Source organism: Pseudomonas sp. MF4836, from assembly GCF_002018875.1.
In the GTDB taxonomy this organism is placed as follows: Bacteria; Pseudomonadota; Gammaproteobacteria; order Pseudomonadales; family Pseudomonadaceae; genus Aquipseudomonas.
Genome location: NZ_MVOL01000010.1, coordinates 192,923 through 207,661, shown reverse-complemented (window position 1 = coordinate 207,661; position 14,739 = coordinate 192,923). Strand labels below are relative to the sequence as shown.

The 14,739-nt window shown below is 61.6% G+C and carries 14 protein-coding genes and 1 pseudogene; 8 read left to right on the top strand and 7 right to left on the bottom strand.

Features of this window, described 5'->3' with window-relative positions; all coding sequences use genetic code 11:
* The first annotated feature begins 20 nt into the window (after nucleotides 1–20).
* The gene (ligD, locus tag MF4836_RS23085; protein ID WP_078472218.1) at nucleotides 21–2,543 is read left to right on the top strand and encodes a DNA ligase D; all 2,523 of its coding nucleotides are present in this window, start codon (nucleotides 21–23) and stop codon (nucleotides 2,541–2,543) included.
* A 54-nt stretch (nucleotides 2,544–2,597) separates the two neighbouring features.
* Here ligD and lpxO read toward each other — a convergent pair whose 3' ends face one another.
* Nucleotides 2,598–3,497, bottom strand: coding sequence for a lipid A hydroxylase LpxO (lpxO, locus tag MF4836_RS23080; RefSeq protein ID WP_078472217.1), 900 nt, complete (start codon nucleotides 3,495–3,497; stop codon nucleotides 2,598–2,600).
* A 376-nt stretch (nucleotides 3,498–3,873) separates the two neighbouring features.
* Here lpxO and MF4836_RS23075 point away from each other — a divergent pair, with 376 nt between their 5' ends.
* The 3 genes from MF4836_RS23075 to MF4836_RS23065 all read left to right on the top strand — a co-directional run bounded on the left by MF4836_RS23075 (nucleotide 3,874) and on the right by MF4836_RS23065 (nucleotide 5,803).
* On the top strand, nucleotides 3,874–4,578 hold the full coding sequence (locus tag MF4836_RS23075) for an alpha/beta fold hydrolase (RefSeq protein ID WP_078472216.1): 705 nt from the start codon (nucleotides 3,874–3,876) through the stop codon (nucleotides 4,576–4,578).
* A 38-nt stretch (nucleotides 4,579–4,616) separates the two neighbouring features.
* On the top strand, nucleotides 4,617–5,036 hold the full coding sequence (locus MF4836_RS23070; RefSeq protein ID WP_078472215.1) for a hypothetical protein: 420 nt from the start codon (nucleotides 4,617–4,619) through the stop codon (nucleotides 5,034–5,036).
* A 212-nt stretch (nucleotides 5,037–5,248) separates the two neighbouring features.
* Nucleotides 5,249–5,803, top strand: a complete 555-nt coding sequence (locus tag MF4836_RS23065; protein WP_078472214.1) for an SMI1/KNR4 family protein — start codon at nucleotides 5,249–5,251, stop codon at nucleotides 5,801–5,803.
* Nucleotides 5,804–5,877: 74 nt separating this feature from the next.
* Here the strand turns inward: MF4836_RS23065 and MF4836_RS23060 are convergent, their stop codons facing one another.
* From MF4836_RS23060 to MF4836_RS23045, 4 genes are all read right to left on the bottom strand, one after another.
* A complete protein-coding gene (locus MF4836_RS23060) occupies nucleotides 5,878–6,282 on the bottom strand; it encodes a hypothetical protein (RefSeq protein ID WP_078472213.1) in 405 nt (134 codons plus the stop codon).
* A 175-nt stretch (nucleotides 6,283–6,457) separates the two neighbouring features.
* Complete coding sequence (locus MF4836_RS23055; protein ID WP_078472212.1) at nucleotides 6,458–7,090, bottom strand: ankyrin repeat domain-containing protein; 633 nt, start codon at nucleotides 7,088–7,090, stop codon at nucleotides 6,458–6,460.
* A 71-nt stretch (nucleotides 7,091–7,161) separates the two neighbouring features.
* On the bottom strand, nucleotides 7,162–8,364 hold the full coding sequence (locus tag MF4836_RS23050; protein WP_078472211.1) for an FAD-dependent monooxygenase: 1,203 nt from the start codon (nucleotides 8,362–8,364) through the stop codon (nucleotides 7,162–7,164).
* Nucleotides 8,364–8,888, bottom strand: a complete 525-nt coding sequence (locus MF4836_RS23045) for a MarR family winged helix-turn-helix transcriptional regulator (RefSeq protein WP_078472210.1) — start codon at nucleotides 8,886–8,888, stop codon at nucleotides 8,364–8,366. The genes MF4836_RS23050 and MF4836_RS23045 overlap by 1 nt, the downstream gene beginning before the upstream one ends.
* Nucleotides 8,889–9,138: 250 nt before the next feature.
* Between MF4836_RS23045 and MF4836_RS23040 the strand changes: the two genes are divergently transcribed.
* Nucleotides 9,139–9,996: a hypothetical protein gene (locus MF4836_RS23040; RefSeq protein ID WP_078472209.1), complete on the top strand. Its 858-nt coding sequence runs from the start codon at nucleotides 9,139–9,141 to the stop codon at nucleotides 9,994–9,996.
* Between the two features lie 68 nt (nucleotides 9,997–10,064).
* Here MF4836_RS23040 and MF4836_RS23035 read toward each other — a convergent pair whose 3' ends face one another.
* Entirely contained in the window at nucleotides 10,065–10,865 is an 801-nt protein-coding gene (locus MF4836_RS23035) for a GNAT family N-acetyltransferase (protein ID WP_078472208.1), read from the bottom strand.
* A gap of 52 nt (nucleotides 10,866–10,917) precedes the next feature.
* Entirely contained in the window at nucleotides 10,918–11,460 is a 543-nt protein-coding gene (locus MF4836_RS23030; protein ID WP_078472207.1) for a hypothetical protein, read from the bottom strand.
* A 92-nt stretch (nucleotides 11,461–11,552) separates the two neighbouring features.
* On the opposite strand from MF4836_RS23030, the pseudogene MF4836_RS35870 reads away from it, so the two are divergent.
* The 3 genes and pseudogenes from MF4836_RS35870 to MF4836_RS23015 all read left to right on the top strand — a co-directional run.
* Nucleotides 11,553–11,764 (top strand): annotated as a pseudogene (locus tag MF4836_RS35870) (hypothetical protein); the annotation flags it as partial.
* Between the two features lie 20 nt (nucleotides 11,765–11,784).
* Entirely contained in the window at nucleotides 11,785–13,374 is a 1,590-nt protein-coding gene (locus MF4836_RS23020) for an ABC-F family ATPase (RefSeq protein ID WP_078472206.1), read from the top strand.
* Nucleotides 13,375–13,550: 176 nt separating this feature from the next.
* Nucleotides 13,551–14,738 (top strand): MFS transporter, encoded by a 1,188-nt coding sequence (locus tag MF4836_RS23015; protein ID WP_078472205.1) that lies wholly within the window; start codon nucleotides 13,551–13,553, stop codon nucleotides 14,736–14,738.
* The last annotated feature ends 1 nt before the right edge of the window (nucleotide 14,739 follow it).

Sequence of the window (14,739 nt, the reverse complement as noted above, 5' to 3'; positions counted from 1 at the left end):
GCAGCACAAGGTAGTCCGTCATGGCCAGACCCCTGAGTGAATACAGCCGCAAACGCAATTTCGACATCACCTCCGAGCCCTCGGACACGCCGTCGGCCAAGGACAGGCCGGGGGCCTCGGCCTTGCGTTTCGTGATCCAGAAACACGATGCACGCAACCTGCATTACGACTTTCGCCTGGAGCTGGGCGGCACCCTGAAAAGCTGGGCGGTGCCCAAGGGCCCGAGCCTGGACCCGACTCAGAAACGCCTGGCCGTGCATGTCGAAGACCACCCCCTGAGTTACCGCGATTTCGAGGGCAGCATCCCTGCCGGCCAATATGGCGCCGGCGATGTGATCGTCTGGGACCATGGCGTGTGGCAGCCCCATGGCGATCCGCAGGCCGGCTACGAGGCTGGGAAGCTCAAGTTCCGCCTGATCGGCGAAAAGCTGGCAGGTGACTGGACCCTGGTCCGCACCCATTTACGCGGCAGTGGCGACAAGCAGCAGTGGCTGTTGATCAAGGAAAACGACCCGCAAGCCCGTTCCGCCGATGAATACGACGTCCTCGAAGACCTGCCTAAAAGCGTGATCAGCCAGGCCACGGTCGGTGCCGGCCGGAGTAAGCCAAAATCCCCGCCCAAAGACAAAAAGTCCACGCGCGCCACAGCAGCCGCCACGGCCCTGCCAGAACGCCTGGCACCGCAGTTGGCGACCCTGGCCGAACAGCCGCCCAACGGTGACTGGCGCTACGAGATCAAATTCGACGGCTACCGAATCATGGCCCGGATCGAAAAAGGCCAGGTGCGCCTGCTGACCCGCAACGGCCATGACTGGACCCCGCGCCTGCCGTTGCAGGCCAAGGCCCTGGCGGCGCTGAAGTTGCGCGACAGCTGGCTGGATGGCGAGGTGGTGGTGCTCAACGACAAGGGCCTGCCAGACTTCCAGGCCTTGCAGAGCGCCTTCGACATCGGCCGCAGCCTGGACATCATTTACTACCTGTTCGACGCCCCGTTCCTGCAAGGCGCCGACCTGCGCCAGACGCCGCTGGAAGAGCGCCGAGCCCTGCTCAAGCAGGCCCTGGGGCGCAAGAACAGCAAGGTGCTGCGCTTCTCCGAGGCCTTCGCCGCCCACCATCAGGATATTTTCGAGAGCGCCTGCGCCCTGTCCCTGGAAGGCGTGATCGGCAAGCGCGCCGGCAGCCCCTATGTGTCGCGGCGCAGCCCGGACTGGATCAAGCTCAAATGCCGCCTGCGCCAGGAGTTCGTGATCATCGGCTACACCCGACCGCAAGGCTCGCGCAGCGGCTTTGGTGCGTTGCTGCTGGGGGTGTACGCCACGTCCGGGCTGGTCTACGCCGGGCGCGTGGGCACCGGGTTCAACCAGGCCATGCTGAAACAGCTGCATGGCCAGATGCAGCCACTGGAACGCCCCGCCTCGCCCCTGGCCAAGCCACTGACGACGGCCCAGGCCCGGGGCGTGCACTGGATCGAACCGCAGTTGGTGGGCGAAGTGGAGTTTGCCGAGTGGACCCGTGAAGACCTGGTGCGTCAGGCCGCCTTTATTGCCCTGCGCAGCGACAAACCGGCGACCCAGGTGGTTCGCGAGCAGGCACCAGCGCCCAGGGAGCATCAAACGCCAGCGGAGAAACACAGCCCGAGCCAGCCCCCGGACAGTGTCGCCGGGGTGCGCATCAGTCACCCGGAACGGGTCATCGATGCCCGCAGTGGCACCACCAAGCTTGAGCTGGCCCAGTTCTACCAAAGCATCGGCGACTGGATCCTGCCCCACCTGCGTCGGCGCCCGGTGTCCTTGCTGCGCGCGCCCGAAGGGGTCGAGGGCGAGCAATTCTTCCAGAAACACGCCGAGCACCTGGCCATCCCCCACATCAAGCACCTGGACCCGGCCCTGGACCCCGGCCATGCACGCCTGATGGAAATCGACAGCCTGCCGGCGCTGATCGGCGCGGCGCAGATGGGCACGGTCGAGTTGCACACCTGGGGCGCCACCACCGAGCACATCGACACCCCGGACCAGTTTGTCCTGGACCTCGACCCGGACCCGGCCCTGCCCTGGAAAACCATGCTCGAAGCGACCCAGCTGACCCTTTCAGTGCTCGACGAACTGGGGCTGCAGGCGTTTCTGAAAACCAGTGGCGGCAAGGGCATGCACCTGATCGTGCCGCTGGCACGGGTCCATGACTGGACCACGGTCAAGGCCTTCGCCAAGGCCATCGCGCACTTTATGGCGCAGCAGTTGCCGGAGCGGATCAGCGCCACCATGGGCCCGAAGAACCGCGTCGGGAAAATATTCGTCGACTACCTGCGTAATGCCCGTGGCGCCAGCACCGTGGCGGCCTATTCGGTCAGGGCCAGGCCTGGCCTGCCGGTGTCGGTGCCCATCAGCCGCGATGAACTGCCAGGGTTGCGCAGCGCCCAGCAATGGGACATCCGCACCCTCTGGCAACGCCTGGAAACCCTCAAGGGCGACCCCTGGACCGGCTATGCCCATCGGCAGCGGATCAGCGCAAAAATGTGGCAGCAACTGGGGGCCAGTCCACCCTGAGACGAGGGGCGGCAGCGGCGCCTGCAGCGAGGGTGCAGGCGCCCGGGGGCGGGGTCAGATCAGGATGAACAGCAACAGCAGGCCGCCGAAGATGGCCCACTTTTCCAGGTAATAACGCGTACGGTTGCGCTTCTTCAACTCTTTGCCGCGCAAGCGGATCTTGTACAGCTTGTTGAAGGCGCGATTCAGGCCACCGGTCTTGTCCCCGGCATCGTTGGGCGAACCGGCAGCGGCCATCACCGTGCGGCTGAACCAGGCATTGAAGGCCGCAACCCAGCGGTACTTCATCGGCCGCTCGACGTCACAGAACAGGATGATGCGATTGTGCGGGGTGGTGTTTTCCGCGTAGTGGATGTAGGTCTCGTCGAACACCACCGCTTCGCCGTCACGCCAGGAATAGCTCTCGCCGTCCACATTGATGTAGCAGCCATCATCGTTCGGCGTGTCCAGGCCCAAGTGGTAACGATAGGAACCGGCGTAGGGGTCGCGGTGGCGCACCAGCTTGGAGCCTGGCGGCAACTCGGCAAACATCGCTGCCTTGATCGAGCCGATGCCTTGTACCAGTTCGGTGGTGCGCGGGCAGAGTTTCATCGCCGACGGGTGACTGTCGCCATACCACTTGAGGTAGAAGCGCTTCCAGCCACTTTTGAAAAAGGAGTTGAAGCCCAGGTCGTTATAAGTGTCCGAGCGCTTGATCTCCCCTGCCCTGAGCAGGTTCTGACCTTCGGCGCGAATTTCTTCCCAGTGCTCCTGCAACGGCTGTAATTCGGGGAATTGGGCCGGGTCCAGGTAGGGACGGTTGGGGTTCTTCGAAAACAGGTAGAGGAAGCAGTTGATCGGAGCCAGGAAGCTTGAGTGATCACTCAGTTGGCGGCCCAGCTTATGGCGCACACGACCGCGCAGGTGGACGTAGGCGATAGAGAGAACATAAACAGCAGCAATAATGAGTTTCACGAGAAATCGTCACACGTCAGAAAAGAATATGCCGCGCCCCTGCAAACCGATGGTTGAAGGGCAAATTGCAGCGTCTGAATTAAAAAAAGCGCAGTCTGCAGGCAGGTTACTGAACCGCCTCACTCATTGGCATCTGGCCATTGGTTGGCAATTTAGCCACATTCTGTAACCAAAAGTTAACTCAAAATTGTGAAAAACTGCGCTTGCCGCCACCCCATCGGTCACCCGCTTGTGCAGCGTCCCCAAGGCTCCGGGCGCGATCGTCGATGCATAGCGCGCGCCTTGCCCGAGGAGGTTTTCAGCCTGTTATGCTGCGCGCGCTCGACGCCTACCCGCGAGCGCCCGCAACGACCGCCCGCAAAGGACCGCGATACCCATGACTGACCCCCTCGCGCCGGCGCTGATCCTGCTGCCCGGCATGGACGGCACCGGAGAGCTTTTTCAGCCGCTGATTGCCGCCCTGGGTGGGCGCTTCGAGCTGATCGTGCTGCGCTATCCGAGTGATCAGCCCCTGGACTACCCGGCCCTCGAATCCCTGGTGCGCCAGGCCCTGCCCCAGACGCGACCGTTTGTAGTGCTCGGCGAGTCGTTTTCCGGCCCGATCGCCGTGGCCATTGCCGCCACGAACACGCCACTGCTCAAGGGCCTGGTGCTGTGCTGCACCTTCGTGCGCAACCCAAGGCCGCGCCTGGGACGCCTGAGTTTCCTGCTCAAGCTGCTGCCGTTGGCCCGGGCACCGCTGGGGCCGATCAGCAGAGTTCTGCTCGGCAGCTACGCGACGCCGGCCCTGCATCAGGCGCTGTCCCAGGCAGTCGCCCAGGTCACGCCGCGGGTGATGCAGGCCCGGCTCAGGGCGGTGGTGGCGGTGGATGTCAGTCAGGCACTGGCTGCCAGTCGCGTCCCTGTGCTGTACCTGCGGGCCAGCCAGGATTTTCTGGTGCCGGCCAGCGCCAGCGAAACGGTGGCAAGCCTGCGGCCGGATGCGCAGATCGTGACCCTCGACGGCCCCCATTGCCTGTTGCAGGCTGCCCCGGACCCAGCGGCGCAGCACCTGACGCGCTTTCTGCAATCGGTGTCCTGAACCCGCCCATTGCGCCACCTGCTTGAAGAGATTGCTTGATGAAGCCCGGAAAAACCGCAGTCGGTGACATTGTCTTGATTCCCCTGGCTCAGGGCTTTCGGCCGGCCAAAGTCCTGTATGTGTCGCAGCGCTATAAAGACACCATCCTGCTTGGGCTTTACGCCACGACCCTCAGCGCAGCACAGATGCCCGCGGACCTGCCGGACGGCTTCGGCCTGACCCTGTACACCTCCAAAGCCCCCATCCGGACCCAGCGTTGGCTGCAGGTCGGCAACCAGGTACTCACCGCCACCCAACGCGGCCTGGATCGCAGAATCGTTGCCACCGAGTTGTGGCAGGGGGATGAGCATCTGGGACCCGCATCAGCACAGGACCAGCTCGATCTCCCCCAGATGCTGGTCATGGGCGCTGGCCTGGTTGAAAAGAAGGCCCAGGCCCTGCTCCCCGCTGCGGGTTGAGCGCTCTCCCCCTCCTCAGCCGCCATCAGGCTCTGGTGCTGCTCACGGATCAGCCACGGAAACCAGCCGCCGACGATAGCGCCGCGAACTTTCGGTGGGTTGTCATGTTCAATACCCGGATTCATTCGCTCCGATGGGTACGCTCGACGGGCGGTGCCGCAGACGGATTCAGTGACTGGCCAATTCCCAGGCCGCCCCCAGGAGTTTTCGCGATGGACATCAATTGGCACTCGCTATTGCCCAACATCAAGCGCGAGCCCGCAGCCACGCGGGACGAGATCGACCAGTTGCTGGCCGACTTGGCGCGACCGATCCAGGCCGACGAGCGCCGTTCAATCCTTGGCGCGCAGCGTAACCCCTGGCCCGTGAGTCACGGCCTGCACTCAAGCTGGACGCCGATAGACCCCAGCGCCTGGCCGATGCCCGGCGCGTCTCCGACAACGAGTTGGCTGGCGTTTCTGGCATGGTCCAATGGCGGGCTGGTCACCCAGGGCGAAATGGAATTCTGTTTTTTTGGAACCCGAGAGGTTCGCGAGTTCCTGCTGGCTTACCAGTTCCCCGAGTACATGCCCCAGGCGATCCCCCTGGGGCTGGATGGGGCCGGCAACTTTGCAGTGCTGGATGTGCGCGAACCCGCTCCCCACGCCGAATACCCTGTACTCGTGGCCTCTGCGGGCAATCTGGGTTTCGAGGACGCACGCTGTCTGGCCCCCAGCTTCGAACTGTTCTGCCGACGCACCGAATCGGTTGAAAGTGCGCTGGACTGAAGTATCAACCGCTGAAAATCGATGGGTGCCCCCCTGCTCTTACGGATCGATTAGGCACGCTTGATCAGCGGTTCTCAAAGGGTAATGGAGGTCGCCGGATAGAACAGCGTGTTAAGCACGAAAAGAATCATCCAGAAACCGATTTCCAGGGTTTCGGTAATAGGCTGGATGCGTTTCACCGCGCCGTAGACATGCACCACAAACATCAAGGCGAAGACCACAAACAGAATATCGAAGGCATAACTGAAACTGGTGCCAGTGGTCGCGGAACGCAGCATGGCAACTTCCACCACCAGAATAAAAGCCCCCAGGCAGCGGCCAAAATAAATGGCCAGATGCTGGTGTTCAGGAATGGTCCAGCGCATCGCCCGGGCCCAGGCAATGGGCGCGATAAAGATCGGCAGGGCAAAAAACAGCGTAGTGACGATCATCAGGGTGGTGATGTAATGCTGACTGTATTGCGCGTAATAACCGAGCATTCCGAGATTCCTTATCGTTGAAGATCACCCCCGAAGGGTAGAATCGCAGAATTACAGCCGCAACTAACGACGTCCATTGTATTCAGGCCGAACGAGACCAAAGAGCGTGCACCCGGGCAAATAGTCGTAGTACCGAAGGTGCATTAGAGGACTGTATTCGGGCATGTTCCACTCGCTACTTGCGCAATTGAAGCGCCGCCGCTGGAAGTAGATCTTCTTCAATCCACCGCGCCAGTGTGGGCCGACTGATAGCTCGCGCGGTTTGCGCTAAATATTCCAATTCTTCACTGCCCAGGATGAGTCCATGGCTCAGGATCAATTCAAGGCCCGCCATTGCATCCCGCTCTTGCTCCATGCAAATAACAGCTTGTCGTGCAGGGGTCAGCCCGTTGCGGGCGGCAGATGAAAGACTGGCCCCATTGTCGATCAATCGTTTTACACGCTCGATGTGGCCGAACTTCAGAAGCATGGAGAGCACGGTTATTCCATGGTCATCCGCTTGATCGACCCTGTTGTGTTTTCTGTACCAGGCCAGTACCCATTCAAACACCGGATCGTCATGTTCCAACGCCACTCGATGCAGCAGATTGCCTCCTCCCAGATCACTTTTTTGAAACAGATCAACGTCATTCGCCGCCAGAAACTCAAGGCTCTCGATAGAGTCAGCCACATAAAACAACATGGGCACATCGTTATATGACTCGCTTCTTTTCAGACGTGGTAGCAAGCGCTCCATTGCACCTGTATCGCCGTTAATCAGGGCGTCGCCGGCTTCAAAGAGATCCACTATCAACACTTCATCAATCATCGATTGCTACCTATCAGGCATAGAGGTCAATCCAGTTGCAGCACCGGCCGGCCCGAGGCTGACCAAAGGACTTATGTTTGCTGTTGCACGTCATAGTTTGGCAAGTCGATGGCGTCCGCCTTGGGTGAAAGGAACTTGCCGAGCAATGTCTTGAATCCAGGCGCGGTTGCCAGCCTCAGCACGGCATGGCCGAGTCCGATGCCAAGCCGTGAATGGGGCGACGCCAACCTGGGGGCGAATTTGGGCACACTTTGCGCCTGGGCGACGTAAGGCCGCATCCGTTGTTCATAGGCGGCGAACGCCTGGGTGTGGTCGACGTGGCGAGCCAGCTCCCCGGCCAATACATAGGCGCCGCACAGCCCCAGGCTGGTGCCCATGCCGCTGATGGGCGAGGCGCAATAGGCCGCGTCCCCCACCAGCGCGATGCGCCCCTTGGACCAACGGGGCATCCTGACTTGGCCGACCGCTTCCAGGTAAAGGTCGGTTGTTTCATCCAGTGCTGCCAGCACGCGAGGCGTCTCCCAGCCCGCGTCGGCAAACTTTTGCTTGAGCAAGGCTATCTGCTGGTCCTGGGCAAGTTTCTCGTACCCGTTCGGGGCATGCTGAAAGGACAGAAAAGCCCGCGTGGTGCCCAGGTTATCCGGGCGCAAACAGACACAGCGGCCACCTGGAATGTTGTGCCAGCGCATGACCTGACCGTCGCTTGGCTGCCGGGGCACGGTGAAATAGGCGGTATACACATCCAGTGGCCGGCGCCGGACCTCATCGCCGAACACCCGATTGCGCGTCGCTGAACCAATGCCCTCGGCCACGATGACCAGATCGTAAACCTGCTCATCGCCCTGCTCGAAGCGCACATGAACCTGTCGGCCATCGTCCTCGATGCTTTGAATACTGTCGCCGAATCGGTACCTGACCCGGTCCTCGCTGCGCTGGATCAATAGCTTGGCCAGTTCGCCACGAAGAATTTCCAGCTCAGCTATCGGCCCCTCGCCGTCGAAGGCGTTCACCCCAATAAATGCCTTGGTCCGGTTGCCCTGGTCAACGAAGGCGATGCCTTGCTCATGAGTCGTGTTCGCCCGAATCAGATCCTCCAGGCCCATGCGCTGGACGACCACGCGCCCGGCGCCACGCACATCGACGGTCTGCCCACCGTCGCGAAATGCCGGCGCCCTTTCGACAACGGTGACGTCCATGCCCTGCCGGGACAACCAATAGGCCAATGCCGGCCCGGCGATGCTTGCACCGGTGACAAGAATTTTTTGCGGTTTCATCACGGCTCCCGGGGATCGAGGGTTGGCTGGGCAGTGCCCGGCAAGGTGCTGCGGTAGACCTCGATCACTCGCCCCAGAAACGCCTCGACCACTGCACGGTCCTGGCCTTCCAGCGCGCCCAGCACCGTGCCCAGGCCGTCGAGCATTGGCGCGAGATGCCGATAGGTCTGCGCCACCGAGGCCGGTACCGGACGCACCAGTACCCGGCGCTTGTCGTTGAGCTGGCGCTCACGGATCACATGTCCGGCGCGCTCCAGCCGGTCGATGACCTGGGTGATGCCGGCAGTGGTCACTGAAAGGCGCGTTGCAAGCTCGGTCGGTGGCAAGGGGCCGTCGGTTATCAGGTGCTCCAGTGCCGCTACGTCGGTCTGGTTGATGCCCAACGACGTGCCCAAATGGCCGGCCGCCTTGCGCGTGAGGATGGCGATCTGTTGCAGCTGTTGCCCGACCGGATCACTGGCAATCCGAAGGCCGAGTGGGTCCTCGGTGGTCAATGGCGCAGATGAGCGTGGCGAGATAGGCATGATGAAATCAACGGTCGAGAGTAACGGGCCAGCAAATTAGCATATAACTAACTTGCTTAGCTAGCTCCATGATAACCGCTAGAGCCCCTACCCTGTCAGCCCGCAGCAACCGCACAATTGCCATTTGCCAGCATCTTGTCGGTTATAAAACCCTGCCTATATGATCGCGCCTCACCCAATAGGCACCGGCTTTGGTCCAGGGACTGATGCTGCCCAGGCTTTTCACAGGCTCTACAAGGATGTTGAAACGATGAAAATCAAGATGGCGCCACAGTCGCGCAAGGACGCTGGCCTGGGTCAGATAGTGGCCGGTTGGGTCTTGGCCGCAATGACCCTGGCAGCGCCTGCACTGGTCCAGGCCAAGGACGCGCCGATTCCCCCTGGTGCAGTGCTCAGCGTGATGGAAAACATCCAGTTCGAAGATCAGGCCGACACCGGGGAACTGGAGGACGGTGCCGTTGCGACTTTCTGGTACGGCCATGAGCTCGACCTCGACGGCAAGCACTACTACACCGCGTTCGTCTGGCATACCCGGGACAGCGCCGCCCGCCAGGGCGAGGACTTCGCCGCACCCGAGGTCCAGGTCAGGCTGGCAGAGGCGACATTCGAGCGCACTCACCCGGGCCAGACTCAGGCCTATACCTTGCGTTACATCGAACGCAAGATCGGTTTCTTTGGAGCCCGGGAAAAGCCCGAGGACGTCGACCCCGCTCGCCCTGCCCTGGAACACCGCACAGCCGATGGCCGCCTGCTGTTGGCCGTGCCGACCTCGACCTTCGACAGCGGCGTCATCTTCAACGGCTACACGCTGTTCGTGTTCAATCCGAAGAAAAACGAGGATGACAACGGCTGGATCTGGACCTTTATCGGCCAGGTGCGCACCGGCGAGGACAACTCGGCCGCGTGCGATGAGGGCGCCGTGATGCCTTGCACCTTCAGCAAGGGCGAACTGAGTTTTGTCGACGGCCAGGGCCCGATGCCGCAGGTGAAGGTCATGCTCAGCGGCACCACCTTCGATGGCCCGAACAGCACCCGCCCCCTGGCTGCCGCCGACAACGTGACCTATGTCTACGACGGCCAGAAAAGGGAATACATCAGCAACCACTGAGTGGACCCTGGGGGATGACAAGGCCTTGAATAGCGGTCGCCCCCCTCCACTTCAACTCGCGGCCGGCCTCAGGTATCAGCCAGGCGGTACAGCGCTTGGGCATGGGACGGCATCAGACCGGCGCGTTGCAGATTGCGCCGGCTTTGCGAGTTGGCCAGCGCTGTCGCGGCGACGACACGGCAACCATGGGCCCTGGCCTGCTCTATCCGATGGGAGATCAGGGCGCCGTGATAGCCTGCGCCCCTGGCGGTTTTGCGGGTGGCGGCCGTCCCCAGGTAGGCCACGCCATGGTCGGCCAGGTACATCAAGGCACCCGCCACGACCTGGCCTTGGGCTTTGAGCACGTAGATTTTCATGCGCTTATCCGGCCCATGCCCCGCAAAAGAGGCTTGAGACAGCTCTCGCAGCTCCGGTTTGGTGCGAAAACCGCCGGCATGAACCTCGGCGAATTCGGCCAGCGTCTGCGGCGTGACCTCTTCGATCTCAAAGGGGTGACGGTTTGCGACCCCGTGGTCGATGGCGCAGGCAAATTGCAAATGCGTCCAGCCCTTCAACTTCTCCAGGGATGCGCCGGCCAGCTCGGCGTATGGCTGCATCGCGGGGGCTTTTCCGATCAGCGGGGTGACGGTCGAATAGGCTGCCGATGCCTTGAGCAAACTCAACACGGCCTGAGGCTCCCCCGGATTGTCGCCGTAGATGCGATTGAACATCGGGCTCGGCGTGGCCTGCACGTAAAAGCACGCCGCGGCGCCGTTGGAGAAAACCCTTGCCCCGTAGGGGTTGCCCTCGATCCTCAGCAGATTCTCGACCCGAGCACACAAGTACTGCCGTTCTGCGGCCTCGATCTCATGGGCCAATCCAATATCCATGTGCATCTTCCTTTATCGGGGCCGTTCCTGAGGGGCCGCACAGCCTGGTCCGTCACTTAACGCTGACCTGACCTCGGGCGTACATATAGATGGAACCGTGGTCGGGGATCTTGCAGGTGATCACACCCGGTGCGCCGGGCACCTTCTTGTCGTCCAGGGTGATCACCTCGGCGAGGTGGAAGTACTGCTTATCCTGCAGATTCTTGGCCTCGGCCGCAGCGTCGACCAGGCGCCCCAGCACTTCGGTGAAGGCTTCGTAGCACTGGTCTTCTTCACTCAGCTTCAGCTTGGCCAGCTCACGGTCGCTCTTGACGGCCATCTCGATCACCACCGGCTCCGCCGGCGTGGAGGTTGCCTGCGCCTCCACGTTCTGCATCGCGTAGCTGATTTTCAGTTGCCGGGGGTTGTAGTGATAGCGCAGGAACTTCCAGTCCTTCATCGCGTAGGCCAGGCCTTTTTCCGGGTCAAGGTAAAGCGTCACGTCATAGGTGTTCTGCACCCGCTTGCCGATCAGTTCCGATGCCGCGTGGGCCGTTTGCAAGTTCGCACTCAGCAGGAGTGCAGCCAGGGTCATGGCGAGGGAGGTGATTTTCATGGCTGGCAGTCCGTTCCGTGGCGATAGGTAGTAGCTCAAAGACGGCGGATGCTTTCATGGGCCCAGGGGGTGGTCAAGAGACTGGAGGGTGCAGACCGCCATACAACTGTCGTCACACCTATGCGACAATGCGCGCCATGTCTGGCATGAACCCCCGCATTCATCTCCCAGCAGCTCGGCCATAACGTGCAGATGCTGCTCTCGACTTATGCGCGATGGATCAACTCAACGTACGGGTTGGAGCGAAATCGAATCGCTCCATATCGGTCCCAAATTGGTCCCAGCCGAAACAAGCGCACTCTAAGCTATTGATAGGTAAAGTAATTGATCTCCACAGCTAACATCACGATGCAATTCGGCGCCAAGCCGTTGTTCGAAAACGTTTCGGTCAAATTCGGCGCCGGCAACCGTTATGGCCTGATCGGTGCCAACGGTTGCGGCAAGTCGACCTTCATGAAGATCCTCGGCGGCGACCTGGATCCATCCGGCGGCCAGGTGATGCTGGAACCGAACGTGCGTCTGGGTAAGCTGCGCCAGGATCAGTTCGCCTACGAAGAATTCACCGTGATCGACACCGTGATCATGGGTCACGAAGAGCTGTGGAAAGTCAAGGCTGAGCGCGATCGCATCTACTCGCTGCCGGAAATGACCGAAGAAGACGGCATGGCCGTGGCCGAGCTGGAAACCGACTTCGCCGAAATGGACGGCTACACCGCCGAATCCCGCGCCGGCGAACTGCTGCTGGGCCTGGGTATCGGCATCGAGCAGCACAATGGCCCGATGAGCGAAGTCTCCCCAGGCTGGAAACTACGGGTATTGCTGGCCCAGGCGCTGTTCTCCGATCCTGAAGTGCTGTTGCTCGACGAACCGACCAACCACCTGGACATCAACACCATCCGCTGGCTGGAAAACATCCTGACCCAGCGCAACAGCCTGATGATCATCATCTCCCACGACCGTCACTTCCTGAACAGCGTGTGCACCCACATGGCTGACCTGGACTACGGCGAGCTGCGTCTGTTCCCGGGCAACTACGACGAATACATGACCGTGGCGACCCAGTCCCGCGAGCAACTGCTGTCGGACAACGCCAAGAAGAAAGCGCAGATTTCCGAACTGCAATCGTTCGTCAGCCGCTTCTCGGCCAACGCCTCGAAAGCCAAGCAGGCCACTTCCCGCGCCAAGGCGATCGACAAGATCCAACTGGCCGAGGTCAAGCCTTCGAGCCGCGTGAGCCCGTTCATCCGCTTCGAACAAACCAAAAAGCTGCACCGCCAAGCAGTGATTGTCGAGCGCATGGCCAAAGGCTTCGATGGCAAAACCCTGTTCAAGGACTTCAGCTTCCAGGTCGAAGCCGGCGAGCGCGTCGCGATCATCGGCCCGAACGGTATCGGCAAGACCACCCTGCTGCGTACCCTGGTCAACGAACTGACCCCGGACGCCGGCACCGTGAAATGGACCGAAGCCGCTGAGCTGGGCTACTACGCCCAGGACCACGCGTCGGACTTCGAAGACGAATCCAACCTGTTCGACTGGATGGGCCGCTGGACCAAGGAAGGCGAACAAATGGTTCGTGGCACCCTGGGCCGCATGCTGTTCTCCAACGATGAGATCCTCAAGTCGGTCAAGGTCATCTCCGGTGGCGAGCAAGGTCGCATGCTGTTCGGCAAGCTGATTCTGCAAAAGCCGAACGTGCTGATCATGGACGAACCGACCAACCACTTGGACATGGAATCCATCGAGGCGCTGAACCTGGCGCTGGAAAACTACCCGGGCACGCTGATTTTCGTCAGCCACGACCGTGAGTTCGTCTCGTCCCTGGCCACCCGCATCATCGAACTCAGCCCAAGCGGTGTGACCGACTTCAGCGGCACCTACGACGACTACCTGCGTAGCCAGGGTGTAGCGATCTAAGGCAAGAGCCTCGATAAGCGGCAAGCTGCAAGAAAAAGCCCTGTCCTGGTGACGGGGCTTTTTGTTTTTCCCGCAAGGTGGTACGCCAGCTCGAAGCAATAGATAGCCTGCTTTCTTTTATTATCCAGCCACGCCATGATGCGGTTCTCCAACCGCCCGCCCGCGAACGAGCCCTCATGTCTGCGCAACAGCCGCCTGCTCCCAGCTCCATGACGATCACCCTGCAGATCGTCTCCATCGTTTTCTATACCTTTATTGCCTTCCTCTGCATCGGCCTGCCGATTGCCGTGTTGCCGGGTTATGTCCACGAACAGTTGGGCTTCAGCGCCGTGGTGGCCGGGCTGACCATTGGTTCGCAATACCTGGCGACCCTGCTCAGCCGGCCCATGGCCGGGCGCATGTCGGACAGCGTCGGCACCAAGCGCGCCATTGTGTACGGGTTGATCGGGATCCTCCTGAGCGGTGGCCTGACACTGCTCTCGACCCTGCTGCAAAGCCTGCCGCTGCTGAGCCTGACCATCCTGCTCGGCGGGCGCCTGCTGCTGGGCGTGGCCCAGGGCCTGATCGGGGTTGGCACCATCAGCTGGTGCATGGGCCAGGTAGGCGCCGAACACACCGCTCGCTCGATCTCGTGGAACGGCATTGCCTCCTATGGGGCGATTGCGATTGGGGCACCGCTGGGGGTGGTGATGGTCGACCAGTACGGTTTCGCCAGCCTTGGCATCGCCTTGTCACTGTTGGCAGCCCTGGCTCTGGTACTGATCCGCAACAAAGCCTCTGTGCCGGTGGTGCGTGGCGAGCGCCTGCCGTTCTGGGCGGTGTTCGGGCGCATCGCACCCTATGGCGCCAGCCTGAGCCTGGCCTCCATCGGCTACGGCACCCTGACCACCTTTATTACCCTGTTTTATCTGAATCGCGGCTGGACCGGCGCCGCCTACTGTCTGACCGTATTTGGCGTGTGCTTCATCGTGTCGCGACTGTTGTTCATCTCCGCCATCAGCCGCTTCGGCGGCTTCAGGGCCGCTATCGCCTGCATGAGCATCGAGACCCTGGGCCTGGTCCTGCTGTGGCTCGCGCCCTCCACCGCCTACGCCCTGATCGGCGCCGGGCTGACCGGTTTTGGCTTGTCACTGGTGTACCCGGCGCTGGGCGTCGAGGCGATCAGGCAGGTGCCCAACAGCAGTCGCGGTGCGGGCCTGAGTGCGTATGCGGTGTTTTTCGATCTGGCGCTGGCAATTGCCGGGCCGTTGATGGGGGCGGTGGCGCTGAACCTGGGGTATTCGTGGATCTTCTTCTGCGCGGCGCTGCTGTCCGTCACCGCGCTGGGCCTGACGCTGCTGTTGCAGCGCCGGTCCAACGCCTGAC